This window comes from Streptomonospora halophila, assembly GCF_039542725.1.
Taxonomy (GTDB): Bacteria; Actinomycetota; Actinomycetes; order Streptosporangiales; family Streptosporangiaceae; genus Streptomonospora; species Streptomonospora halophila.
Window position 1 is genome coordinate 61,021 of record NZ_BAABIK010000021.1, and the last position, 23,320, is coordinate 84,340.

The 23,320-nt window shown below is 74.5% G+C and carries 18 protein-coding genes; 9 read left to right on the forward strand and 9 right to left on the reverse strand.

The window, feature by feature from the left end; translation table 11 throughout:
* Nucleotides 1-25: 25 nt before the first annotated feature.
* Nucleotides 26-1,345 (reverse strand): cryptochrome/photolyase family protein, encoded by a 1,320-nt coding sequence (locus ABEA15_RS17825; RefSeq protein ID WP_345557679.1) that lies wholly within the window; start codon nt 1,343-1,345, stop codon nt 26-28.
* Nucleotides 1,346-1,430: 85 nt separating this feature from the next.
* On the opposite strand from ABEA15_RS17825, the gene ABEA15_RS17830 reads away from it, so the two are divergent.
* Nucleotides 1,431-2,477: a YbgA family protein gene (locus tag ABEA15_RS17830; protein ID WP_345557681.1), complete on the forward strand. Its 1,047-nt coding sequence runs from the start codon at nt 1,431-1,433 to the stop codon at nt 2,475-2,477.
* A 47-nt stretch (nt 2,478-2,524) separates the two neighbouring features.
* Here ABEA15_RS17830 and ABEA15_RS17835 read toward each other — a convergent pair whose 3' ends face one another.
* Together ABEA15_RS17835 and ABEA15_RS17840 are read right to left on the reverse strand one after the other, a co-directional pair.
* Complete coding sequence (locus tag ABEA15_RS17835; protein ID WP_345557683.1) at nt 2,525-3,859, reverse strand: sulfatase family protein; 1,335 nt, start codon at nt 3,857-3,859, stop codon at nt 2,525-2,527.
* A gap of 118 nt (nt 3,860-3,977) precedes the next feature.
* Nucleotides 3,978-5,309: an MFS transporter gene (locus ABEA15_RS17840; protein WP_344141544.1), complete on the reverse strand. Its 1,332-nt coding sequence runs from the start codon at nt 5,307-5,309 to the stop codon at nt 3,978-3,980.
* 292 nt (nt 5,310-5,601) lie between these two features.
* Between ABEA15_RS17840 and ABEA15_RS17845 the strand changes: the two genes are divergently transcribed.
* From ABEA15_RS17845 to ABEA15_RS17855, 3 genes are all read left to right on the forward strand, one after another.
* On the forward strand, nt 5,602-6,636 hold the full coding sequence (locus tag ABEA15_RS17845; protein ID WP_344141542.1) for a LacI family DNA-binding transcriptional regulator: 1,035 nt from the start codon (nt 5,602-5,604) through the stop codon (nt 6,634-6,636).
* Nucleotides 6,637-6,788: 152 nt separating this feature from the next.
* Nucleotides 6,789-9,029 (forward strand): alpha-galactosidase, encoded by a 2,241-nt coding sequence (locus ABEA15_RS17850; protein ID WP_344141541.1) that lies wholly within the window; start codon nt 6,789-6,791, stop codon nt 9,027-9,029.
* A 507-nt stretch (nt 9,030-9,536) separates the two neighbouring features.
* Entirely contained in the window at nt 9,537-9,977 is a 441-nt protein-coding gene (locus ABEA15_RS17855) for a DUF4234 domain-containing protein (RefSeq protein WP_344141540.1), read from the forward strand.
* 71 nt (nt 9,978-10,048) lie between these two features.
* On the opposite strand, the gene ABEA15_RS17860 is transcribed toward ABEA15_RS17855, so the two are convergent.
* Nucleotides 10,049-11,140 (reverse strand): hypothetical protein, encoded by a 1,092-nt coding sequence (locus ABEA15_RS17860; protein WP_344141539.1) that lies wholly within the window; start codon nt 11,138-11,140, stop codon nt 10,049-10,051.
* A 489-nt stretch (nt 11,141-11,629) separates the two neighbouring features.
* Nucleotides 11,630-12,358: a DUF2267 domain-containing protein gene (locus ABEA15_RS17865; protein WP_345557686.1), complete on the reverse strand. Its 729-nt coding sequence runs from the start codon at nt 12,356-12,358 to the stop codon at nt 11,630-11,632.
* 294 nt (nt 12,359-12,652) lie between these two features.
* Between ABEA15_RS17865 and ABEA15_RS17870 the strand changes: the two genes are divergently transcribed.
* Together ABEA15_RS17870 and ABEA15_RS17875 are read left to right on the forward strand one after the other, a co-directional pair.
* Nucleotides 12,653-13,054 carry a DUF2267 domain-containing protein gene (locus ABEA15_RS17870; RefSeq protein ID WP_345557689.1) on the forward strand — a complete coding sequence of 134 codons (402 nt, stop codon included), beginning with the start codon at nt 12,653-12,655 and terminating at the stop codon, nt 13,052-13,054.
* A 260-nt stretch (nt 13,055-13,314) separates the two neighbouring features.
* Entirely contained in the window at nt 13,315-14,271 is a 957-nt protein-coding gene (locus ABEA15_RS17875; protein ID WP_344141535.1) for an NADP-dependent oxidoreductase, read from the forward strand.
* A 154-nt stretch (nt 14,272-14,425) separates the two neighbouring features.
* Here the strand turns inward: ABEA15_RS17875 and ABEA15_RS17880 are convergent, their stop codons facing one another.
* The 4 genes from ABEA15_RS17880 to ABEA15_RS17895 all read right to left on the reverse strand — a co-directional run bounded on the left by ABEA15_RS17880 (nt 14,426) and on the right by ABEA15_RS17895 (nt 18,546).
* Nucleotides 14,426-15,655 (reverse strand): RNA polymerase sigma factor, encoded by a 1,230-nt coding sequence (locus ABEA15_RS17880; RefSeq protein ID WP_345557691.1) that lies wholly within the window; start codon nt 15,653-15,655, stop codon nt 14,426-14,428.
* 66 nt (nt 15,656-15,721) lie between these two features.
* Complete coding sequence (locus ABEA15_RS17885) at nt 15,722-16,120, reverse strand: YciI family protein (protein WP_345557692.1); 399 nt, start codon at nt 16,118-16,120, stop codon at nt 15,722-15,724.
* A gap of 150 nt (nt 16,121-16,270) precedes the next feature.
* On the reverse strand, nt 16,271-17,842 hold the full coding sequence (locus tag ABEA15_RS17890) for a long-chain-fatty-acid--CoA ligase (protein WP_345557693.1): 1,572 nt from the start codon (nt 17,840-17,842) through the stop codon (nt 16,271-16,273).
* Nucleotides 17,843-18,063: 221 nt separating this feature from the next.
* Complete coding sequence (locus tag ABEA15_RS17895) at nt 18,064-18,546, reverse strand: MarR family winged helix-turn-helix transcriptional regulator (protein WP_345557694.1); 483 nt, start codon at nt 18,544-18,546, stop codon at nt 18,064-18,066.
* 67 nt (nt 18,547-18,613) lie between these two features.
* On the opposite strand from ABEA15_RS17895, the gene ABEA15_RS17900 reads away from it, so the two are divergent.
* The 3 genes from ABEA15_RS17900 to ABEA15_RS17910 all read left to right on the forward strand — a co-directional run bounded on the left by ABEA15_RS17900 (nt 18,614) and on the right by ABEA15_RS17910 (nt 22,496).
* Nucleotides 18,614-19,477, forward strand: coding sequence for a p-hydroxycinnamoyl CoA hydratase/lyase (locus ABEA15_RS17900; protein WP_345557695.1), 864 nt, complete (start codon nt 18,614-18,616; stop codon nt 19,475-19,477).
* A gap of 98 nt (nt 19,478-19,575) precedes the next feature.
* Nucleotides 19,576-20,901 (forward strand): MFS transporter, encoded by a 1,326-nt coding sequence (locus tag ABEA15_RS17905; RefSeq protein ID WP_344141527.1) that lies wholly within the window; start codon nt 19,576-19,578, stop codon nt 20,899-20,901.
* A gap of 83 nt (nt 20,902-20,984) precedes the next feature.
* Nucleotides 20,985-22,496 (forward strand): acyl-CoA synthetase, encoded by a 1,512-nt coding sequence (locus ABEA15_RS17910; RefSeq protein WP_344141526.1) that lies wholly within the window; start codon nt 20,985-20,987, stop codon nt 22,494-22,496.
* The last annotated feature ends 824 nt before the right edge of the window (nt 22,497-23,320 follow it).

The following is a 23,320-nucleotide window of genomic DNA, read 5'->3' on the forward strand; positions in this document are numbered from 1 at the left end:
GCGCCGCGCCGGCGCGCCGCGGGGATCAGCCTCCCTCGTCGAGCAGCGGGGCCGGATAGCCCGGCACCGGCCGCTCCGCCTGCCACGGGGCGTGCACGACGGGCGCGGCCTGATCGGCGAGCTCGGGTACGTAGCGCCGGATGTAGGCGCCGTCGGGGTCGAACCTGCGGCTCTGGCGCAGCAGGTTGAACGAGCGGTTGGGGCGCGTATCGTTGCCGGTGCCGCCCACCCATTGCCAGTTGCCGTAGTTGTCGGCGATGTCGCCGTCGGTCAGCGCCGCGTGGAAGTGGTCGGCGCCGCGCTTCCAGTGCACGCGCAGCCGCCTGGTCAGGAACGCGGCGGTGAGCAGCCGCGCGCGGTTGTGCATGAAGCCCTCGTCCAGCAGCTGGCGCATGCCCGCGTCCACGACCGGGAGGCCCGTGCGCCCTTCGCGCCAGGCCGCGAATCCGGACTCGTCGCTGCGCCAGGCGGCGTCGCGCCGCCGGTAGTCGCGCCTCGGGAGGTCCGGGAACGCGGCGCAGACCTGGTGGTGGAAGTCGCGCCAGGCGAGTTGGCGGACGAACGAGGCGCACGCGGGGTGTCCGCGGGCGGCGGCCGCCAGCTCCAGCGGCGACACGCAGCCGAAGCGCAGGTCGGCGCTGAGGCGGGAGGTGGCGTCGGCCGCGAGTTCGTCGTGGACGCGCTCGTAGTCGGCGCAGGCGGCGGCGAGCCAGGCGTCCATCCGCCGGCGCGCGCGGGCCTCGCCGCCCCGCTGGCGGCGCGGTGAGAGCGGGCCGGCGCCCGAGTCGGCGAGCCGCCGCGGGACCGCACCGGGCTCGACCCCCGGCAGCGGGTCGAGCCGTGCCGGCGCCGGCACGGGGACGCGCCAGGGTACGGACTCCCAGGCCCGCCAGTAGGGGGTGAACACCCTGTAGTGGTCGCCGTCGGCGGGAGCGACTGCGCCCGGCGGCACGACCGTCACGCCGGGGTACGCGCATACGCCGATCCGCTGTTCTTCGCCGGCCTCGCGCAAGCGGGCGGCTCGGCGGGCGGCGAAGGCGCTCACGTCGGCGCTCAAGTTCACCCGGTCGGCTCCGGTCGCCGCGGCGAGCCTGAGCGTCTCGGTCACCGTGTCGCCGGAGCGCACCACCAGGTCCCCGCCCAGGCGGCGGAGTCCGCCGCGCAGGTCACGAAGCGCATCGCCCAGATACGAAAGGCGGTTGCGCGCCGCGCCGTCCCGGATCGCGCGGTCGAGGACGAACAGGCACACGACGGGGCGCCCGGAGCGCGCCGCCGCCGCCAGTGCGGGGTGATCGCTCACGCGCAGGTCGCGGGTGAACAGCACGATGGTGGGCCGGTCCGGCACCGGTGTCCTTCCCTCGGAGTGTGCTGGGCATACTACGCACGGTGGCTGCCGGTTCGCGAGCGTCCGCCCCGGGTAGCGCGAGAGCATGGCGACGGACGCTGAACCGCAGGCCGGCGCACGTCCCCGGGTGGGCGCGTCGAGCTGCCTGCTCGGGGCGGCGGTGCGATACGACGGCGGCCACTGCCGCAGTCCGTTCCTCGCCGACGTGCTCGACCGGTACGTCGACTGGGTTGCGGTCTGCCCCGAGGTCGAGATCGGACTGGGCGTCCCGCGCGAGCCGCTGCGGCTGGAGCGGGGAGAGGGCGGCGACCGGGCCGTGGCGGGCAGCAGTCGCGCCGACCGCACCGACGAGTTGCGCGCGGTGGCCGACCGCCGCTCCGCGGGGCTGGACCGGCTGGACGGCTACGTGCTGAAGGATGCGTCGCCCAGCTGCGGGCTGTTCGGCCTGCCGGTCGTCGAGGACGGGGACCGGGTCGGCGCCGAGGGGCGGGGCGCGTTCGCGGCCCGGCTGACCGAGATCCGCCCCGATCTGCCCGTCGAGGAGCAGGGCCGACTCGGCGACCCCGTTCTCCGCGAGCGGTTCGTCGAGCGCGTGTTCGCCCACGCCCGGCTGCGGACGCTGTTCGACGGCCCCGCCGCCGACGCCGCCGACACCCGCGAGCCGGGGAGCGGGGCCGGCGGCGCGGCCGCGGCGGAGGTCCGCTGGCGCCCGCGCGACCTCGTCGCCTTCCACACCCGGCACAAGCTGCAGCTGATGGCGCATTCGCCCGAGGACTACCGCGCGATCGGCCGCATCGTCGCCGAGGCCGGGACGCGGCCGCCGCAGGAGGTGCGGCGCGACTACACCGCGGCCTTCACGCGGACGCTGGCCGTGCGGGCGAGCCCGGGCCGCAACGTCGATGCGCTTCAGCACGCGTTCGGCATGATCGGCGACCTGCTCGACCGCGAGCGCCGGCGCGACCTGCTCGACTGCGTCGAGCGCTACCGCCGGGGCCTCGTCCCCCTCTGCGCGCCGATCGCCCTGATCCGCCACCACGCCGACGCCGCGGGGGCCGTCTGGGTCGGGGAGCAGACCTATCTGGCGCCCTTCCCGAAGGACCTGCGGCTCCGCGGCTCCGCGGCGGCGCCGTAGCGCCGGCGCGGCCCGCCGGTGCCGGCGGGCCGCCCCGACCGCGCCTCTCAGCGCGCCGGATCGATCACCGGGTGCTCACCCGTCTCCGCCAGGCGCTGGAGCAGGCGCTTGCGCAGCGGCCCCACCGCCTCCTCCGCCGACTCGGCTGCGGACGGGTCCGCTATGAGGTTGTGCAGCTCGTGCGGGTCGTCCTCCAGGTCGTAGAGGTAGGCGTCGACGTAGCGGTCCGCCGCCGGGGTGTTCCAGGCGTCGGCGCCGGGGGCCACCACCCCGTACTTCCAGCGCGGCGTCCGCAGCGCCCGGCCCAGCTCCGCCTCGCTGATCTGCACCAGCACGTCGTCGGGCCGGTCGTCGGCGGCGCCGCGCACCAGCGGCAGCAGCGAGCGCCCGTCCATGTCCTCGGGGGCGCCGAGGCCGGCCGCGTCCAGCAGGGTCGGCGGCAGGTCGATGTGGCTGACCAGCCGCTCCAGAGGGCGGCCGGTGTCCAGGCCCGGACCGAGCAGCGCGGTCGGCACCCGGATGGAGGCGTCGTGGCAGCTGCGCTTGTACTCGGCGTTGCGGGTCTTGAAATGGCACCCGTGGTCGGAGGTGAACAGCACGATCGTGTCGTCGGCGAGCCCGTGCTCCCGCACCGCCGCCAGCACCCGGCCCAGGCACTCGTCCAGCCGCTTGACCATCCCGAGGTAGCCGCCGAGGTGCTCGGCGGAGCTGCCGCCCAGGGCCGCCAGGTCCCCGGGCGCCCAGGCGCCGGCATAGCGCTCGCCGTAGCCCTCGGGGGCCGGGTAGTCGTCCCGCTCGTTCTGGTGATGGGGCTCCAGGAACGACAGGAACAGGAAGAACGGCGCCTCGCGCTCGCGGGCGATGTAGTCGACGGCGGCGTCGGTGAGCGCGTCGGCGCGGTAGCCGGGCAGCTCGTGCGCCCGGCCCTCGCCGTCGTAGAGGGTGGTCTCGTAGGCGTCGGAGGTGAACTCCAGCAGGTTGGCGGCGAGCCAGTCGCGGTAGCCGCCGCGCTGCTCGGGCCGCACCGGGCCGGCGGTACCGGTGTCGCCGAGGTGCCACTTGCCGATGTAGCCGGTGTCGTATCCGGCGGCGGCGAAGCGGTCGGCGACGGTGGGCGCGTCCTCGGGCAGCGGGATGTTGTTGCGGAAGCAGCCCAGCTGGGCGGGGTAGCGCCCCGTCTGCAGCGAGGCCCGGGAGGGCGCGCACACCGGCTGGCAGGTGAAGGAGTTGCGCACGTGCACCCCCTCCGCGGCCATCCGGTCGAAGTTCGGGGTCAGGTCGAGGGGGTTGCCGTGCGCCCCCGCCGTGTCCCACCGCTGCTGGTCGGTGAAGAACACGATGACGTTCTTGCGGTCGCGGCCGCCTCCGGGCGTGCTGCTCACTGTCGGATTCCTCGTCTTCGCACCGTGGCGCGGCGAGCCCCCGGGCCGCCGCGCCTGCCTTTGCGTCGTGTGCCCGGCCCCGCCGCAGCGGGGCCGGGCCGGTGTCCCGTCCTCGCCGTCAGTTCTGCGCCGGGCTGGAGAGGGCGGCCTCCTGTTCGCGCTCGGCCGTGTCCACGTGCCGTGTCTCGCGCATGAACAGAGTCGACACCACCGATACCGCGCCCAGGCCGACGACGAGCAGCGCCACCGGCCAGCTCGCCTCGCCCCCGGCGATCAGCAGCGAGGTGGCGATGGCGGGCACGAAGCCCGCGACCATCGCCGAGGACTGGTAGGCGAACGACATGCCGGAGTAGCGGACCTTCACGCTGAACATCTCGGTGAACAGGGTGGCCTGCAGGCTCGACATGCACACCGCGCCGCCGATGGCGGCCAGCCCCATCGCGGTCCAGGCCCACCACGTGCTGCCCTGCTCCAGCAGCCAGAAGTAGGGGAAGGCGGTCAGCGCCACCAGCACACCGCCGGCCAGGTAGAGCGGGCGCCGCCCGATCCGGTCGGAGATCGCACCGGCCACCGGCATCAGCGCCAGGCCGATCACGTTGTAGACCACGATCCCGGTCAGCGCCACGCCCTGGGCGAACCCGAGCGAGGTGGTCAGGTAGCTGATGGCGAAGGGCTGGTAGATCTGGGAGGTCCCGGCCTCGCCGAGGCGGGCGCCGAACCCGACGACGATGCTGCGCGGGTGGCGCTTCAGCGCCGTCCACAGCGGGATGGTCTCCTGGGCCTCGGCCTTCTTGACGCGGTCGAAGGCCGGGGTCTCCTCGATCTTGAGCCGGACGATCAGCCCGACCGCCAGCAGCACCGCACTGAGCAGGAAGGGAATGCGCCAGCCCCAGGTCAAAAAGGCGTCGTCGGGCATCATGGCGAAGAGGCTGACCACCGACACGGCGATGAGGTAGCCGATCGGGCCGCCGGTCTGCGGCAGACTTCCCCAGAAGCCCCGGCGGGCGCGCGGCGCGTGCTCCACCGTGAGCAGCGACGCCCCGCCGAACTCGCCGCCCAGCCCCAAACCCTGCACCAGGCGCAGGGTGACCAGCAGGATCGGCGCCCATACGCCGATGGTGGCGAAGTCGGGCAGCAGCCCGATGAGGAAGGTCGCGCCGCCGATGATCAGCATGGTCGCCACCAGGACCTGCTTGCGCCCGACCCGGTCGCCGAGGTGGCCGAACAGCAGCGCGCCGATGGGCCGGGAGACGAAGCCGACGCCGAAGGTCGCCAGCGAGGCGAGCGTGCCGATCAGCGGATCGGCGTCGGGGAAGAACAGCTCGTTGAAGACCAGCGCGGCCGAGAGCCCGTAGAGGTTGAAGTCGTACCACTCCAGCAGGGCGCCGGAGAGGCTGGCCGCGATGACCTTGGACATGGGTTGGCGTGGGGTTTCGCTCGGGCTTGTCATGACAGCCTTCTTCGTTGGCGGATGGCGCGTTCGGATCGCGGTCGGGACCGGGCGGGTGCCCCGGAGCGCGTCCGAGGGCGTACCGAAGCGCGGCGGTCCGGACGGGGCGCCGGCGGGTGCGACCGCGGGCGGCCGCCCGCCGCGCCGATGTTGCGGAGTGTGCTGCGGCGGTCGTGTTATTCGATTAACATGACGCACGTTACATCGCTCCTGCCCGCGTCGTCCAGCGTCGCGCCGCGCGCCGCCCGCACGGCCCGCCGGGGCCCCCGGGCGGCCGACTAGTCTGCGGGTTGTGGCAGTGACAGAGCCTCCCGAACGACCGACCCAGCGCGACATCGCGCGCCGAGCAGGGGTCTCCACCGCCACGGTCTCCTACGTCCTCAGCGGGCGCCGCGGCGGCGCGAAGCCGCCGCCCGAGGAGACCCGGCAGCGGGTGATGCGCGCCGTCGCCGAGGTCGGCTACCAGGTCGACCACGCCGGGCGCAGCCTGCGCCGCCGCCGCAGCGACCTCGTCGCCCTGATGTACCCGGCTCCCTCCAGCCCGTGGTCGGACCGGCTCGCCGAGCAGATGCAGGAGGCGGCCGCCGAGCGCGGCCTGGGCGTGGTGGCCCTGCCGATGAGCGACTCCGCCGCGGGCGAGGCGCTGCTGCGCGTGCTGCGGGAGCGCTACGTCGACGGCGCGGTCCTGCTGCCCGACTGCCCGGTCGACCCGGACGAGATCGCCGTGCTCGCCCGCCAGGGCCTGTCGCTGGTGGTCTTCGACGACGACCTCGACCCCGACGGCTTCGACGTGGTGCGCCAGGACCGCGGCCGCGCCTGCCGGGAGGCGGTCGAACACCTGGTGGCCGCGGGCCACCGCAGGATCGCCTATCTGGGCCACCCCGGAGAGGACCGCTGGCGCAGCGCCCGGTCGGTCAAGCTGCGCAGCTACCGGCAGGTGCTGCAGCAGCACGGCATCGGCGCCGCGCCCGACCTCGTGCTGCCGGTCGCCGACTCCCGCCCCGACGCCTACGCCGCCGTGCGCGAACTGCTGCGCCGCGCCGAGCCGCCCACCGCGGTCGTCTCGGCCACCGACCGCGCCGCCATCGACGCCGTGTGGGCGGCGCGGGACCACGGCACGGCGGTGCCCGGGGGGCTGGCCGTCACCGGCATCGGCAACATCCCCGAGGGCCTGGTGATCAAGCCCTCCCTGACCACCGTGGGCGCGCGCGAGTTCGACTTCTCCGCCCAGGTCGCCCGCCTCTTCGAGCGGCTCGACGCCGCCGCCCCGCTGCCGGGCGAGGTGATGGCGGCGCGCTGGGAGCTGATCGTCCGCGAGTCCGCCTGAAAGGCTCGCGGGAACCGCCGCCGGAGCCGCCTGCTCGGCCTGCTCGCACAGGCGCCGCTCCGGCCTGTGGACGCCTGCCGCACGTCCCCCACCGGCTCTTCTAGCCTTGGGGCGTCCGGTCGGCACCGACCTGAAACCCCTGGAGGCGCCAAGTGAACGCACCGAACGATGCGGCGGGACCGCACGAGCCCGTCGTCGCGCTGCGCAGGGCCGGCACGGCTCTGGTCGTCGACCTCGCTCCCCGAGCGGGGGGCGGGCTTCCCGAGGTGCTGCACTGGGGCGCCGACACCGGTGCGCTCACGCCGGAGCTCGCCGAGCACCTGCGCACCACCTCGGTGCCCGCGGTGCCCCACAGCGCGCCCGATGCGCCCCGCGGGTTCACGGTGCTGGCCACCGAGGCCGACGCGTGGGCCGGTACGCCCGCGCTCAGCGGCCACCGCGCGGGAACGGCCACCGCGCCGCGCCTCAAGCTGCGCGACCACCGCGCCTCCTCCGACGACGCGGCCGACACCCTGCTCCTGGACCTGCACGACCCCGGCCTCGGCCTCGCCGTGCGCCTGCGCTACCGGCTCGACGCCTGGGGAGTGCTGCGCGTGGCGGCGAGCGCCGCGGCGGACCCCGCCGCGCCCCCCGGCTCCGACACGGCCTACGACCTCGCCGCGCTGCGCGTGCTCCTCCCGCTGCCCGCACGCGCCGCCGAGGTCGTCGACCTGACCGGGCGGTGGGTCCGCGAGCGCAGTCCCCAGCGCCGCGACATGGCCGACGGCACCGTACTGCGGCGCGCCCTGCGCGGCCGTCCCGGCCACGACAGCCCGCTGCTGGCGGCCGCGGGCACCCGCGGGTTCGGGTTCCGCTCGGGCGAGGTCTGGGCCGCCCATGTGGCCTGGAGCGGCGACCAGGAGTACCTCGTCGAGCGGCTGCCCGAGGGCGCGGGCGCGCACGCGGCCGTGCTCGGCGGCGCCGAGGCGCTGCGCCCGGGCGAGATCCGCCTGGGGCCCGGCGACGCCTACGAGGGCCCCGAGATCGTCTTCGCCCACTCCACCGGCGGCCTCGACGGCGTCTCGGAGCGCCTGCACGCCGCCCTGCGCGCCCGCCCCGAGCATCCGGCCGAGCCGCGCCCGATCGTCCTCAACACCTGGGAGGCCGTGTACTTCGACCACGACCTCGACCGCCTGCGCGCGCTGGCGGACCGGGCGGCGGCCGTGGGGGTCGAGCGCTTCGTCCTCGACGACGGCTGGTTCCAGGGCCGGCGCAACGCCCGGGCCGGCCTGGGCGACTGGACCGTCGATCCCGACACCTGGCCGCGCGGCCTCGACCCGATCATCGAGCACGTGCAGGCGCTGGGCATGGACTTCGGCCTGTGGGTGGAGCCGGAGATGGTCAACCTCGACTCCGATCTCGCCCGCACCGATCCCGGCCGCCTGCTGCACCCCGAGGGCGAGCCCGGCCGCTCCTGGCGCCACCAGTACGTGCTGGACATCGCGCGGCCCGACACCTGGCGCCACATCCACGACCGGCTCGACGCCCTCCTGCGGCGCTACCCCGTCCGATACGTGAAATGGGACCACAACCGCGACCTGTACGAGGCGGTGCACGCCCCCGGCGGCTCCGCCGCGGCGGGCGCCGACCGCGTGCCCGGAGTCCACCGCCAGACCCGCGCCCTCTACGCCCTGCTCGACTCGCTGCGCGAACGCCACCCCCACGTGGAGTTCGAGTCCTGCTCCAGCGGCGGCGCGCGCGTGGACCTGGGCATCCTGGAGCGCACCGAGCGGGTCTGGGCCTCCGACTGCAACGACCCGGTGGAGCGCCAGGGGATCCAGCGCTGGACCGGCCTGCTGCTGCCGCCCGAACTCGTCGGTTCGCACGTGGGGCCCCCGGTCGCCCACACCACGCACCGCCGCACCGAGACCGCGTTCCGGCTGGCCACCTCGCTGTTCGGCCATGCCGGCATCGAATGGGACCTCACCGCCTGCTCGGAGCGCGACCTCGCGGCGCTGACCGCCTGGACGGCGCTGGTGCGCGAGTTCCGGCCGCTGCTGCACACCGGCCGCACCGTGCGCAGCGACGACACCGGTCCCGACGCGGTGCTGCACGGGATCGTCTCGCCGTCGGGCGAGCGCGCGCTCTACTGCTTCGCCCAACTGGAGACCGCGCCGGCCGAGCAGCCCGGGCGCACGCCGCTGCCCGGGCTCGATCCCGAGCGGCGCTACACCCTGCGCTACCGGACCGAGCTGGGCGACCCTACCCGGGGAGCCGCCGGGGCGCCCGCGTGGATGCGCGCCGACGCCGCCGCGCCGGTGCTGACCGGTGCGGCCCTGGCGCGCCTGGGCGTGCCGATGCCGCGGCTCTTCCCGGCCCAGGCCGTCCTGGTCGAGGCCGTCGCCGCGGAGTAGGGGCGCGGGTCCGGCGGCCGCGCCCGACTGCCGGGAGTCCGCGGGGAGCTGCGCGGGGAGAGCGCGGGGCATGCGCCCTGTCCGCTTGCGGCCCCGCCCCTGCCGCGGCGCCTGCCTTCGAAGCCCCCGCCGACCTCCGGAAGGGCGTCGGACCAGGTCGCCGGGGTGCTCCCGACCGGCGGCGGGCGGCGCGCGGGGCCCGGCGGAGACCGAACCGCGACGGGATCGCGACTTCGCGCGCAAAATTGGGTGCCCTCACCCCTGTTACCATCGGTCCACCTTTGCGGCGGCCGCGTGCCGCGCCCGGTTCCAGGGTCCACGACCCGACCTCGGCATGCGCCCCGCGGGTGGCGATTCTGCGCGAAAACCGCGCCGACCGGTCGTCTCCAGTGGCCGAAGCGGCGGCGTCGCCGCCGCGGCCCTGCCGACGCGCAGCCGTACCCCCGCTCTATCGGTCCGTCTCCTGAAGAAGCTGTCCCCTGTCCCCCGAAGAACCAGGAAGATGCCATGACCGTCGACCCCCAGGCCCCGTCCCGGGCCGCCACCGGCCACCAGATGAAGCGGCGCAGCCCCGCCGCGTCGTGGATCGGCCTGCCGCTGATCACCCTCGGGATCTACTACTTCGTCTGGTACGCCAAGATCCACCGCGAGCTCGGCGAGTTCGACCCCCGCTACGCGGGCAGCTCCCCGGCCGGCGCGGTGTGCTCGCAGCTCTTCGGCGGCTTGACACTGGGGATCTGGACGCTGATCAACATCGCCGGCACCGCCGGCCGGATCGCCAACGCCCAGCGCGCCGCCGGACTGACCCCCTCGTGCGGCGGCGGGGTCGCCATCCTGCTGTGCTTCCTGCTCGGCACCCACGTGATCTACTTCCAGAGCAACATCAACAAGATCACCGACGCCTACCAGCAGGTGCCCGCGGGCGAGCCGCTGCAGCTGCGCGCCTGAGTCCTCCGCTTCGCCGCGGGGTCCGCAGTGCGCACGAGCGCGGCGGGCCCCGCGGCTCAGTCTCGGCCGCCTCAGTCGCCTTTGGCGAGCGGGTTCTTCAGCCCCGGGGACCAGGCGGCTGCGGTGGCCGCGGCGCTTCCGGCGGCCTCGGCGACGTCCGACACCGTGTGCTCCGGCGGCTCGGCGTCCGAGGAGTAGCGCAGCTCGTCGGCGTCGCCGACGATGCGCACGCCCGAGTCCCGCAGGTCGTCGACGTCGTCCCGGCTCCAGGCGTCCACGGTCTCGCGGTACGCCGCCGGGATGCCCAGCCGCGGACCGCGCGACGAGCGCTTGGCGAACCCCTCTATGATCCGCGCCCGCAGCCGCCGGGCGTCGTCCGCGGGCCACTCGGCCGCGACCAGGTTCGAGTTGAGCGTCCGCAGCACCTCGGCCTCAGGCGCCGTGACCCCGCTGTGCACGGTGGTGGAGCCGTCCGGCGCCGAGACGCCCGACGTGTCGCCGAGCTCCACCGCCTCCAGGAACCGGTGCCACAGCCGATCGGCGGGCGAGCCGGGGTTGGTGATGAGCGTCACCTTCCCGGTGCCCACGATCGAGGCCCACCGGCGCGCGAGCCTGCCCAGCGCGAACGCGCGCCACAGGTGCGCCTTCTCGTCACTCTCCACCGCCTCCCAGCCGGCCTCGCGCTGGCGCTGCAGCTGGCGCAGGTAGGAGTGGAAGCTGGAGGACTTGCCGTTGCGGATGTGCTGCTGCCACACCGACGGCAGCAGCTTGCCCAGCCCGCGCGCGGTGATGAACACGCGCGTGTCGGGGGAGCCCAGGGCCTCGATCGTCTTGCGGGCCGCGTCGGAGCGCACGACCGACAGCGCCTCGGCCGAGACGACCGCCGTGCCCTCCCACGACCGGATCTGCTTCTGCAGGTTCTCCCACCAGGCCTGCTCCTTGGCGGCGCGCGCCTCGGTCACCCACGCGTACTCGCCGCGCAGCAGTGCATAGCTGGCGGTCTCGTGGTAGTTGACCCGGGTCGCGCCTGGGCGCCGCCGCGGGGGAACCGGATAGAGCGCACCGATCGCGGCGAGCTCCCTGGTGCGGTCCTGCATCATCTGCTGCAGATAGGTCGTTCCGGATTTCTGCACCCCGATGTGCAAGACAAGCCGCTCTGCCACCGAATACTCCACTCCCTAGGTACTGCGCGCAGAAGCTACCGGCGAGGGGCGAGCGGCAGGCGAACCCTGGGCGAACAGCGGGATTCGATCGAGCGCGCCGCCGCGACCTCGCCGTGCCCCGGGCCGGCCGGTACGGCGCGCCGGGTCCTGCCCGGTTGAAGGCACGGTACCGCCAAAACCCGGTGCTGTACCCGAGTGCGCCGGCTCCGCCCCCGGAAACCGGCCGTGGAAGAGCGGGCGGCGGAGGACGGCGCCGTCGCCCGCGCAGCGGGGGAGACCGTAGCGGCAGCGGCCACCGGAGCGGAAATGTCCCCGCCCGCCCCTACGTTGGCTACCGCCCCCGCAACGCGGGGGTGAGGCGAGCGGACGCCAGACACGGGGGCCGGTCCGGCCGGGAACCGGGCCGGTCTCCACTCGCCGGGCCCTTCCGGCGGCCGAACGGGCGCCGGAAGGGCACCGTCGTCCCGGCGGCGCCGGCGCGCGGCCGCCTCAGCCGCCGGACCCCACCTCCGCCACCGCCTGGTCGATGCGCTCGGCCAGGTCGATGTCGGCCGTGGTCACCGCGTCCACCGACGCCGTGCGCACGGTGAACCGGATGCCGTCGGCGGTGCGCGAGTGGTGGGCCCGGTGCCCGGTCTGGCCGCTGATCCGGTCGATCCGGGAGAGCAGAGGCGGGAGCCTGTCGGCGGGGATCCGCACGGTCCGCGACAGCCCCTCGGTGCCGCCCTCCCATTCGGGCAGGCGCCCCAGAGCGGCGTCGAGCGTCTCCTTGTCCAGCCTGCTCGGCCCGCCGGTGATCCCGGTGTCGGCGCTCCCCTGGGCGCCGGCGGGGTCGGCGGCCCACAGCGCCAGGTCCTCGGGCAGCGCCGCGGCGAGGCCGGCGGAGACGCCCGGCTCCGAACGGGCGATCTCCGCGAGGACGACCCGCGCGAGGTGCAGCCCCTCCTCCGGCACGCAGCCGAGCTCGCCCGCGACCTGCTGGGCGATCCCGCTCGTCCCGCTCGCGCGCTCGACGCGCTCGATCTCGGGGTCATGCGCGTGCGGCGGCTCGACCCACAGGGAGTCGGGCAGGCTGTCGTGGAGCTCGCGCCGGGTGTCCTCGTCCAGACGCCGCGCGATCGAGGGGACGACCGCGCGGATGGCGCGTCCCGCCCGGTCGGTGTCGCCCACCTCGCCGTGCGCTGCCACCCGTTCCACGAGCTGCTGATGCGCGACCATGGCACACCTCCCGATTCGGCTGCAGGTGGCCGGAGCCGGCGCCCGATCGGCGCCGGACTCCGGCTGGTTGGGCCGACTAACCTGTGCGTGGCCGGTGAAACCGGGCCGCGGCGGCGTGAAAACGCAGGTGGGGGGCTCGGGGGCGGCGTGTGGGGCGGTGCGCAGCCGCGGTGCCGTGCTCCGCCCGGCGTCGTGCATAGGGGCCGTCCCCGGTGGTAGCGGACCTGTGCACGACCGTCCGGCGGGCAGCGCCGGACCGCTCGGTCCCGCTGCCACGACCCATAGGAGGGGGACATGCAGCACGACGCGTTCATCGGTCAGGTGCAGGACCGCGCCCGCCTCGACAGCCGCGGCGCCGCCGAGGCCTTCACCCGGGCGACCCTGGAGACCGTCGCGGAGCGGATCAACCCGGACCTCGCCGACGACCTCGCCGCCCAGCTCCCGCAGGAGATCGGGGAGAACGTCCGGCGGGTCACCGACCAGTGGGTCCCCACCCAGCGGTTCGGCCAGGAGGAGTTCGTCCGCCGCGTGGCCGAGCGCGCCCACGCCGACGGGGCGCAGGCCGCCTACGCCGCCCGGGTGGTCTTCGAGATGCTGGACGAGGCGACCACCGGCGACGTGATGGGCAAGGTCCGCGAAGGCATGCCCGAGGACCTGCGCGAGTTCTCGCTCGCGGGCAGCAGCGGCGAGGCGTGACGGCCGTCCCCGCCGGGCCCGGCCGACGCCGGGCGCAGGCGGGGACGAGGCGCACCGGCCGCCGCCCCGGCCGACTGTAGGCTGGGGCGCCGATACCCCCGGGTGGACCGAGACCGACAGCGCCGGGGACCGTCGTCCGCACCGTGCTCCGGGGGCGCGTGGGGGGCGACCGCCCCGCAGGAGCGCAGCCGGCGCGGCGGCCGCAGCGGCGGGCTCCGCCCGCCGACCGCCCGCCGAGCCTGCACACGAGAGGTGAGGAAATGGCGGCGACGGCGATGCGGGCCGTATCCCAGGACGTCCACGGCGGCCCCGAGGTCCTCCGCGAGGTGGAGCTCGACGTGCCCCGGCCCGGGCCCTCCCGGGTACTGGTGCGGGTGCACGCGGCCGGGGTCAACCCCACCGACTGGAAGCACCGGGCCGCCCGCCTCTTCCTCGGCGACCCGCCCTACGTGCTGGGGTGGGACGTCTCCGGCGTCGTCGAGGAGGTGGGGATCGGGGTGACCGTCCACCGGCCCGGCGACGAGGTCTTCGGCATGCTGCCCTACCCCGACGGGGCGGGTTCCTTCGCCGAGTACGTCACCGCGCCCGCGCGCTCCCTCACCCGCAAGCCGCGGGGGACCACCCACGTCGAGGCCGGCGCCCTGCCGCTCGCCGCGCTGACCGCCTGGCAGGCGCTGGTGGACACGGCCGGACTGGAAGCGGGCCAGCGGGTGCTCGTGCACGCCGCGGCGGGCGGAGTGGGCCACCTCGCGGTGCAGGTGGCCAAGTCCCGCGGCGCCTACGTGTTCGGCACCGCCAGTGCGGGCAAGCACGACTTCCTGCGCGGGATCGGGGTCGACGAGCCGATCGACTACCGCGAGACCGACTTCGCCGATGCGGTCGCCGACGCCGACGTGGTCCTCGACACCATCGGCGGCGACAACGCCTTCCGTTCGCTGGGCGTGCTGCGTGCCGGCGGAACGCTCGTCACGATCCTGCCGGTGCCGCCCGAGGGCCTGCTCGACGAGGCCGAGCAGCGCGGCGTGCGGGCCGCGCCCATGCTGGTGGAGGCCGACCAGGCGGGGATGGCGGCGATCGCCGATCTCGTGGAGTCGGGTCGGCTGCGCCCGCACGTCAGTGAGGTCTTCCCGCTGGAGCGCATCGCCGACGCCCACCGCGTCGGCGAGACCGGCCGCACCACCGGCAAGCTCGTCGTCGACGTGGCGGGGGAGGCCTGAGCACGGCGATGGACGCGGCCCGCCCGCCGCTCGGCCTGCGGCGGCTCCGGGGGAAGCTCCTCGGTGCCGGGTGCCGGGTGCCGGGTGCCGGGTGCCGGGTGCCGGGTGCCGGGTGCGTAGGAGTCGGGGCGCCGCCGGCCCCGCCGCGCGCATGTCACTCCGGGAGGTCGGCCGAGGCGATGCGGGCGGCCCGGGTGATGAGGTGGTCGCGTTCGGGGCCGTTGGCGGTGCGGGCGGCCGCGGCCCGGTAGTCGGCCCGAGCGGCGCCGAGCTCGCCCGCCATCTCCCGCAGATGGGCGCGGGCGGCGAAGAAGCGGTGGTGGTCGGAGACCCGCTCGTCGCCGGCCAGATCGGACAGCATGGCCAGGCCCGCCTCGGGGCCCTGCGCCATCGCCGCCGCCACCGCCCGGTTCAGCGAGACAACCGGGTTGTCCGTCATCCGCTCCAGCAGCCCGTACAGCGCGAGGATCTGGGGCCAGTCCGTCTCCTCTGCCGTGGCGGCCTCGTCGTGCAGCGCCGCCACGGCCGCCTGGAGCTGGTAGGGGCCGACCGAACCCTTGGCCAGCGCGGCCGTGACCAGGTCGACGCCCTCGCGGATCGCCTCCGCGTCCCACAGCGACCGGTCCTGCTCGGCGAGCGGGACCGGGATGCCCCCCGGGCCCATGCGGGCGCTGCGGCGGGCGTCGGTGAGCAGCATGAGGGCGAGCAGCCCGGCGGTCTCGCACTCCTCGGGCAGCAGTCCGTGCAGCAACCGGCCGAGCCGGATCGCCTCGCGGGACAGCTCCACGCGCTGCAGCCGCGGCCCGGCGCTGACGGTGTAGCCCTCGTTGAAGACCAGATAGATGACGTGCAGCACGGAGGCGAGCCTGCGGTTTCGCTCCGCCGGCCCGGGTAGGGCCAAACCGGTCTGCGAAGCGGAGATGCGCTGCTTGGCGCGGCTGATGCGCTGGGCCATCGTGGGCTCGGGCACCATGAACGCGCTCGCGATCTCGGCAGTGGTGAGCCCGCCGACCGAGCGCAGCGTCAGCGCGATCGCCGAGGGCCGGGTCAGCGCCGGATGGCAGCACATGAACAGCATCGCCAGGGTGTCGTCGCGGCCGCTCGGCCCTTCGCCGCCGATGCCCTCGTCGGCGGGCGGCGCGAGGTGGCGGTCGGCGGGCTCGCGCGCGGCCGCGGCCTCCTCGCGCCGGCGCCGCGCCTGCTCGCTGCGGACCTGCTCGGCCATCCGGCGGGACGCGACGTGGACCAGCCACCCCCGCGGGTTGTCCGGCACGCCCTGCCGGGGCCACTGCTCCGCGCTGTCCGCCAGTGCGGCCTGGACCGCGTCCTCGGCGGCGTCGAAGTCGCCGAAGCGCCGCGTGAGCACGCCGACGACCTGCGGCACCAGCGGGCGCAGCAGGTCGTCGACGCCGGGGGCGCTCTGCTTGCCGTCCAGGGCCTCTCCCGGTGCCTACAGGTCGGCGGGCGGCGCCGACATCACCTGGCGCACCTCGATGGGCATGTTGGCGGGCCTGCCGCCGGGGCCGGGGGCCGCCGACGCGCGGGCCGCCAGCTCGTGTGCGCGCTGCTCGGTCTCGCAGTCGACGATCCAGTAGCCCATGAGGAACTCCTTGGTCTCCGGGTAGGGGCCGTCGGTGACCACGGGCGCGCCGTTGCTCCCGGCCCGCACCGTCCTGGCTTGCCCCGGGTCGGCCAGCCCTTCGCCGCCCACCAGCTCGCCCTCCTCGGTGAGCTCGGCGTGGAACTCCTTCATGAAGTCGAGATGCGCGGTGACCTCCTCGGGAGCCCAGGTGTGCATGGGCGCCAGGTCGCTCTGGGCGCCGAACTGCATCAGCAGCATGTACTTCATGGCCGTGTCCTCTCGCGTGCCTACCGGCGATCGCCGCGGCGGTCCCGCGGCGCTGTCACGGGTAGGTCGACGCCGGCGCGGCGTTCTCGACACGTCTCAGCGAGAATTTCCACAGAAGGTCCTCCGCCGCCCCGCGCCCTCGGCGGCACGCTACTGGCGCGAGACCGCGGAGGCGCCGTCGCGCAGCACGTACTTCTGGATCTTGCCGGTGGCGGTCTTGGGCAGCTGGTCCACGAATTCCACCCGTGTGGGCGCCTTGAAGTGCGCGAGGTTGTCCCGCGCGAAGGCGATCAGCTCGTCCTCGGTGGCCGAGGCCCCTTCGCGCAGCACCACAGATGCCTTGGGGGTCTCGCCCCAGCGCTCGTGCGGAACGCCGACGATCGCGACCTCCTGGACCGACGAGTGGCGCAGCAGCACCCCCTCGACCTCGATCGAGGAGATGTTCTCGCCGCCGGAGATGATCACGTCCTTGATGCGGTCCTGGATCTCGACGAACCCGTCGGGGTGGGTGACCGCCGCGTCGCCGGTGCGGAACCAGCCGTCGCCCATGACCTTCTCGGTGGCCTCGGGGTCGTTGTAGTAGCCGGCCATCACCACGTTGCCGCGCACCGCGATCTCGCCGACCGTCTCACCGTCCCAGGGGACCTCGTCGCCGCCCGGGCCGAGGACCTTCAGCTCGCCGGAGGTGATCAGCTCGACGCCCTGGCGCGCCTTGACCGCGGCGCGCTCGGCGCCCACGAGGCCGGCGTGCTCGGGCCAGGGCTCGCACACGGTGATGAAGGGCGTGGTCTCGGTGAGCCCGTAGACGTGGGTGACCGACCAGCCGAAGGTGCCCTCCAGCCGCTCGATGGTGTCGGCGGCGGGCGAGGCCCCCGCGGTGACGACGTGCACGCCGGGCGGCACCTGGCCGCGGACGTCCTCGGGCGTGTTGGCCAGGGTGATCAGCACCGTCGGCGCCGCGCACAGCCAGGAGACCTTCTCGTCGCGGATCAGGTCGAACACGCGCGCAGGGTCGACGGCGCGCAGGCAGACGTGGGCGGCGGCCGCCGCGGTGACGGTCCAGGTGTAGGTCCAGCCGTTGGCGTGGAACATCGGCAGCGTCCACAGATAGCGCTCGCCGACCCCGACGCGCAGGTGCAGGAGCGTGCCCACCACGTTCATGTAGGCGTTGCGGTGGGTGATCATCACCCCCTTGGGCCGGGCGGTGGTGCCGCTGGTGTAGTTGATCGTCAGCAGGTCCGTCTCGGCGATCTCGGGCCGGGTGAAGTCCGGGTCGGCTCCCGCGACCAGGGACTCGTAGTCCTCCCACCCCTCGGCGGAGCCCTCCAGCGCGACGAAGCGCTCCACGCCGGGCATCCGGTCGCGCACCCCGTCGACGGCCGCGAGCTGGTCGGCGTGCGCGCACAGCACCGTGGCGCCGGAGTGGTTGGCGATGTAGACGAAGTCCTCGGGGGACAGCCGGTAGTTGATCGGCACCAGGACCGCGCCCAACTGCGGCACGGCGTAGAAGGACTCCAACTGCGCGTGGGTGTTGGGCGCGATGTAGGCGACGCGGTCGCCCTTGGCCACGCCCATCCCCTGCAGGGCGGCCGACCAGCGGTCGCAGCGGTCGAAGAACTCCTCGTAGGTCAGCCGCAGGTCCTGGTCGACGACCGCCTCGCGCCGCGGGTGCAGCCTGCGCGTGCGCCGGGCGAACTCCAGTGGGCTAAGGGCGGTTTCCATGGCGCCTTCTCTCCGTGACGGCGGCGAGCGGATCGTCCCCGGTACCTGGGTGCAACGAAAATACGGTGCGCCCGCGGTCCGGGACAAGACCGCCACACGCTCGGCGGACGGCGCCGCTGTCAGCGAGGACGCGGCGCGCGGCCCCCGTCGGGCCGGTGCCCCGAAGGCGGGCGGCGCGCGGGGGCGCTCCATCCCGGGCGCGGCGGGCGCCGCCGAAGGGCTCAGGCGCGGGCCGCCTCGGCTCCGGTGAACGCGCCCAGCCCCGAGGCGCAGGCGGTGAGGGCGCGCCGCAGGGCGGCCGCGTCGTGCGGCGCGACGTCGCGCAGCATGCGCTCCTCCAGCAGGTCGGCCGCGCGGTCGCAGGCCTCCAGCGCCGCGCGGCCCGCATCGGTCAGGTGCGTGCGCAGCACGCGGCGGTTCCCGGGGTCGGGCTCGCGGCGGATCATCCCCTTGGCCTCCAGCGTGCCGACCATCTCGGTCGTCGCCTGCGGACTGACGAAGGACCGCCGGGCCAGCTGGGCGGCCGACAGCCCGGGCTGGGCGCGCAGCACGCTCAAGGCCGTGTACTGCAGCGTGGTCAGCCCGTACTCGCGGGTGATTGCGTCCAGCTGCGCGCGGGCGATGAGCTCCACGCGTTTGACCAGGTAGATGATGCGCGGCTCAGGGGACTCGGCGGTGTCGTCGGCACCGGCTGGAGTGATCATGATTGACACATTATCAAGGTTCTTGTTAAACACCTTCATCAAGGTCCCTGATATCAAGGAGTTTGACATGGAGTCAGAGGGTGGAGCGGCGACGAGCGCCCCGGCCGAGCCCTGGGGGGAGTCGGTCCTCGTCGACTTCGACGAGGGCGTCGCCTGGGTGACGCTCAACCGGCCCGAGAAGCGCAACGCCATGAACCCCTCGCTCAACGAGGAGATGGTCGCCGCCCTCGACGCGCTGGAGGGCGACGAGCGCTGCCGCGTCCTGGCGCTCACCGGCGCGGGGGAGTCCTGGAGCGCCGGCATGGACCTCAAGGAGTACTTCCGCGACGTCGACGCCTCCGGCGATCCCGCACTGCAGAACCGGGTGCGCCGCACCGCGGCCGAGTGGCAGTGGCGGCGGCTGTCGACCTACGCCAAGCCCACCGTGGCCATGGTCAACGGCTGGTGCTTCGGCGGCGCGTTCACTCCGCTGGTCGCCTGCGACCTGGCGGTGGCCGACGAGGACGCCCGCTTCGGCCTCTCCGAGATCAACTGGGGAATCCCGCCCGGCGGGGTGGTCAGCCGGGCGCTGGCGGCCGCCGTTCCCCGGCGCGACGCGCTGTACCACATCATGACCGGCGAGGCCTTCGACGGCCGCGAGGCCGAGCGCATGCGCCTCGTCAACGAGGCGGTCCCGGCCGCGAACCTGCGGGCCCGCACCCGCGAGCTCGCCCAGCGGCTGGCCGCCATGAACCCGGCGGTGCTGCGGGCCGCGAAAACCGGCTACAAGCTCGCCGCCGAGATGTCCTGGGACCAGGCCGAGGACTACCTCTACGCCAAGCTGGAGCAGTCGCAGTTCCTCGACCCCGAGCAGGGGCGAAGCCAGGGCTTGGAGCAGTTCCTCGACTCCAAGAGCTACCGGCCCGGCCTCGGCCGCTACGCGCGCGGCTGACCCCCCGCCGACAGGCCCGGGGGGCGCAGCGGGCCCCGGCTCCGCCCCCCGCCACGGCCAGGAACCGGGGCGATCCCCCCTCTGCAACGGAGACCGACGTGACCAGCTCTGTGCCCCCCACCGCAGCGTCCCAGCAGCGCGAAGCCCGCAAGATCGCCCTGGCCAGCTTCGTCGGAACCAGTATCGAGTGGTACGACTTCTTCCTGTACGGAGCCGCCGCCGCTCTCGTCTTCGGCCCCCAGTTCTTCCCCTCCGACAACCCGCTCGCCAGCCAGCTCGCCGCGCTGTCCACGTTCGCCGTCGGGTTCGTCGCACGCCCGCTCGGCGGGATCATCGCGGGCCACCTGGGCGACCGCGTCATCGGCCGCAAGCGGATGCTCGTCGTGTCGCTGCTGGTCATGGGATGCGCGACGGTCCTGGTCGGCCTGCTGCCCAACTACGCCCAGATCGGTGTGGCCGCGCCGATCCTGCTGGTGGTCCTGCGGCTCGCCCAAGGGCTCGGCGTGGGCGCCGAATGGGGCGGGGCCGCCCTCATGGCCGTCGAGCACGCGCCCGCCGGCCGCCGCGGGCTCTACGGCGCCGCACCGCAGCTCGGCGTGCCCGCCGGTGCGATCACCGCGAACCTCGTCATGCTCGGCGCCTCGACCATGACCGCCGAGGCCTTCGCCGAATGGGGATGGCGGATCGGCTTCCTGGCCAGCGTCGTGCTCATCGCGGTCGGCTACGTGATCCGCCGGCGCATCAGCGAGAGCCCGCTGTTCGAGGAGGAGCGGCGCAAGCGCGCGGAGGGGGCCGCGGAAGCCCCGAGCTCTCCGCCGCTGGCCGAGGTCGTGCGCCGCTACCCGCTGGGCGTCCTGCGCGCCGTGTTCGCGACGGCGGCCTCCACCGGCCTGGGCTACATCGTCCTGGTCTACACGCTCTCCTACGGCACCACCGAGCTGTCCTACTCGCGCGACGCGCTGCTGGCCGTGGTCACCATCGCCAGCGGCGTGCAGTTGGCCGCCATCGTGGGCTGGTCGGCGCTGAGCGACCGGGTGGGTCGGCGCAGCGTCTTCATCGGCGGCGGCCTCGCCCAGATCGCGCTGGCCCTGCTCTTCTTCCCGATGTTCGACCGGGAGAGCCTGGCCTGGGCGCTGCTGGCCTGCACCCTCGCCGTCATCGTGGTGTCCGCCCAGTACGGCCCGCTGCCCGCGCTGCTCGCCGAGCTGTTCCCCACCCGGGTGCGCTACAGCGGCATCTCCGCGGGGTACCAGCTGGGCAACGTGGTCGGCGGCGGCCTGGCGCCCATCGCCGCCACGGCTCTGTTCGCCGCCCAGGGCGGATCCGCCGCCGTGGGCCTCTACCTCGCCGGGATGGCGCTGCTGGCGACCCTGGCCGTGCTGCTGACTCCCGAGACCTCCGCACGCGACCTGCGGCGGATCTGACCCGCCCGCTGCGATCCCCGAAGGCCGCGCCCCGCGCATCCGCCCACCGACTGTGCCCATCCGCGATTCGCACGGAGACCGCAATGCTCAACCACGGCATCGGATCCTGGCCCGCCCGGAGAAGCCGCGCGGCAGGTGCGCGCGCCGCCGTCGTGCACGAGGGGCGCTCGGCCACCTACCGCGAGCTCGACGAGCGCGCCACCCGGGTGGCCCGCGTCCTGGAGGAGCACGGGGTGCGGCGCGGCGACCGCGTCGCCTACCTCGGCGCCAACCGGCCCGAGTTCCTGGAGGCGATGTTCGGCGCCGCGCTGCTGGGCGCGGTGTTCACCCCCTTCAACACCCGCCTGGCGCGCGCCGAACTGGAGGTCCTCGCGGCCGACAGCGCGCCCGCCCTCCTCCTGGCCGACGCCGACCGCGGCGCCGACGCTGAGGCGCTCCACCGCGCCGGCCTGGTGGGCGGCTATCTCACCGTCGGCACAGCGGCGGGCGGAGAGCACGGGCCCCGGGCCCTGGAGCCCGCGGTCGCGGCCGCGCCGAGCGGGGCACTCGACCGGCCCGTCGAGCACGACGACCCGTTCCTGCTGCTCTACACCTCCGGATCGACCGGCCGGCCCAAGGGAGTGGTGCTGACCCACGGCAACGTCACCTGGAACTGCCTCAACTCCATCGTCGACACCGACCTGGCCGGCACCGACACCGCCCTGGTCAGCGCACCGATGTTCCATACGGCGGCGCTGAACATGCTGTGCCTGCCGGTCCTGCTCAAGGGCGGCCGCCTGCTGCTGGAGGAGCGGTTCGACCCCGAGCGCACCGTCGACCTCATCGAGCGCGAGGGCGTGACCGTGACCTTCGGCGTGCCCACCATGTACGAGCGCATCGCCCGCTCGCCCCGGTGGCCCGGCGCCGACCTGTCCGGGCTGCGCCTCCTGCTGTGCGGGGGCGCGCCGGTGCCGCCGCCCCTCATCGAGAGCTACATGCGGCGCGGCCTGGCGTTCGTCCAGGGCTACGGGTTGACCGAGGCGGCGCCGGGCGCGCTGCTGCTGCCGGTGGCCGACTGCGCCGGCAAGGCCGGCAGCGCCGGCGTACCCGCGTTCTTCACCGACGTGCGCACCGCCGAGCCCGGACCGGGGCCCTCGGAGGTGCTGGTGGAGGGGCCCAACGTCACCCCGGGCTACTGGAACCGCCCCGACGAGACCGCGGCGGCGCTGCGTGACGGGTGGCTGCACACCGGCGACGCCGCCGAGGTCGACGCCGACGGCTACTTCCGCATCGTGGACCGGGTGAAGGACATGTACGTCTCCGGCGGGGAGAACGTCTACCCGGCGGAGGTCGAGGCGGCCCTGGCGGCCCACCCCGACGTGCTGGAATGCGCGGTCGTCGGTGTGCCCGACGACACGTGGGGCGAGTCCGGCGCCGCGCTGGTCGTGCCCGTGCCGGGCCGCCGGCCCGAGGCCGAGGAGCTGCGCGGCTTCCTCGCCGAGCGCCTGGCGCGCTACAAGATCCCGGCCGCCTTCTCCTACGGCGGCGAGCTGCCGCGCAGTGCCGTCGGCAAGATCGACAAGAGGGCGCTGCGCTCCCGGTTGGCGGGCGCGTAAGGGCGGGCGCGGCGACGGACGGGGAGCGCTGCGGCGGCCCGCGGCGCGCCCGCCGGCGCGGCGGGCCGGTGCTCGGGGGACTCCGGGGGAAGGAGGGTGGCAGAATCGCCGGGGCAGCGGGCAGCGGGCAGCGGGCAGCGGGCAGCGGGCAGCGCCGCCGTCCCGTTCACGGTCTCCGGGGCGGTAGTGTCCGATTCACCCGGAATCAGGCTCGGCGCATGCATCGGCGGCGAACGTGATCTTGCTCACGGGTTGCGTTTTCTGTCCGGGTGCGCGAGCCGGTATGCGGATTCTCGCCTCTGCGGAAGCCCGGTCCAGGTCAGTGCCATATTCGGCGCGGTCGGCAAAGGTGTGCCCGGCCGTCATGCGTATTGCGCATCGAGGGCCGGGAGTCCGGAGCGCCGCCGTGGCGGTAGGTTTGAGATCGGTCGGCCGCCCCGGAATTCTGCCGCACTAAATGTCTGATTCGCGGGTATCTGTGGCGGCTGGGTGAGCCGCAGGCCTCGTGTGGCGTTTTTCTGGGGTGTGCGCTGTCGGGCGATATCTCTACGGAACAGCTTTCCTGTGCTAGCGTAACCGCCGATTCGTCGGATTCCAGGCGCTTGCTGCAATGGGATCGTGCCCGGTGCAGGAATTCGGGAGCGATCTTTCGCGGAGTGCGCCTGGCTCTGCCCGCGGCGCGGACCCGGGTGACCGCTCGGAGCTGCGCCCCACGCTGCTCCGGCTCGCGGGACTCGGCGAACCGGCCGCCGCTCACCCGTTCCCGCATAAGAGGAGGTGTGCCGTGGCGCAGGCGTCGTCATCGGCCGGCCAGGGGAATCCGC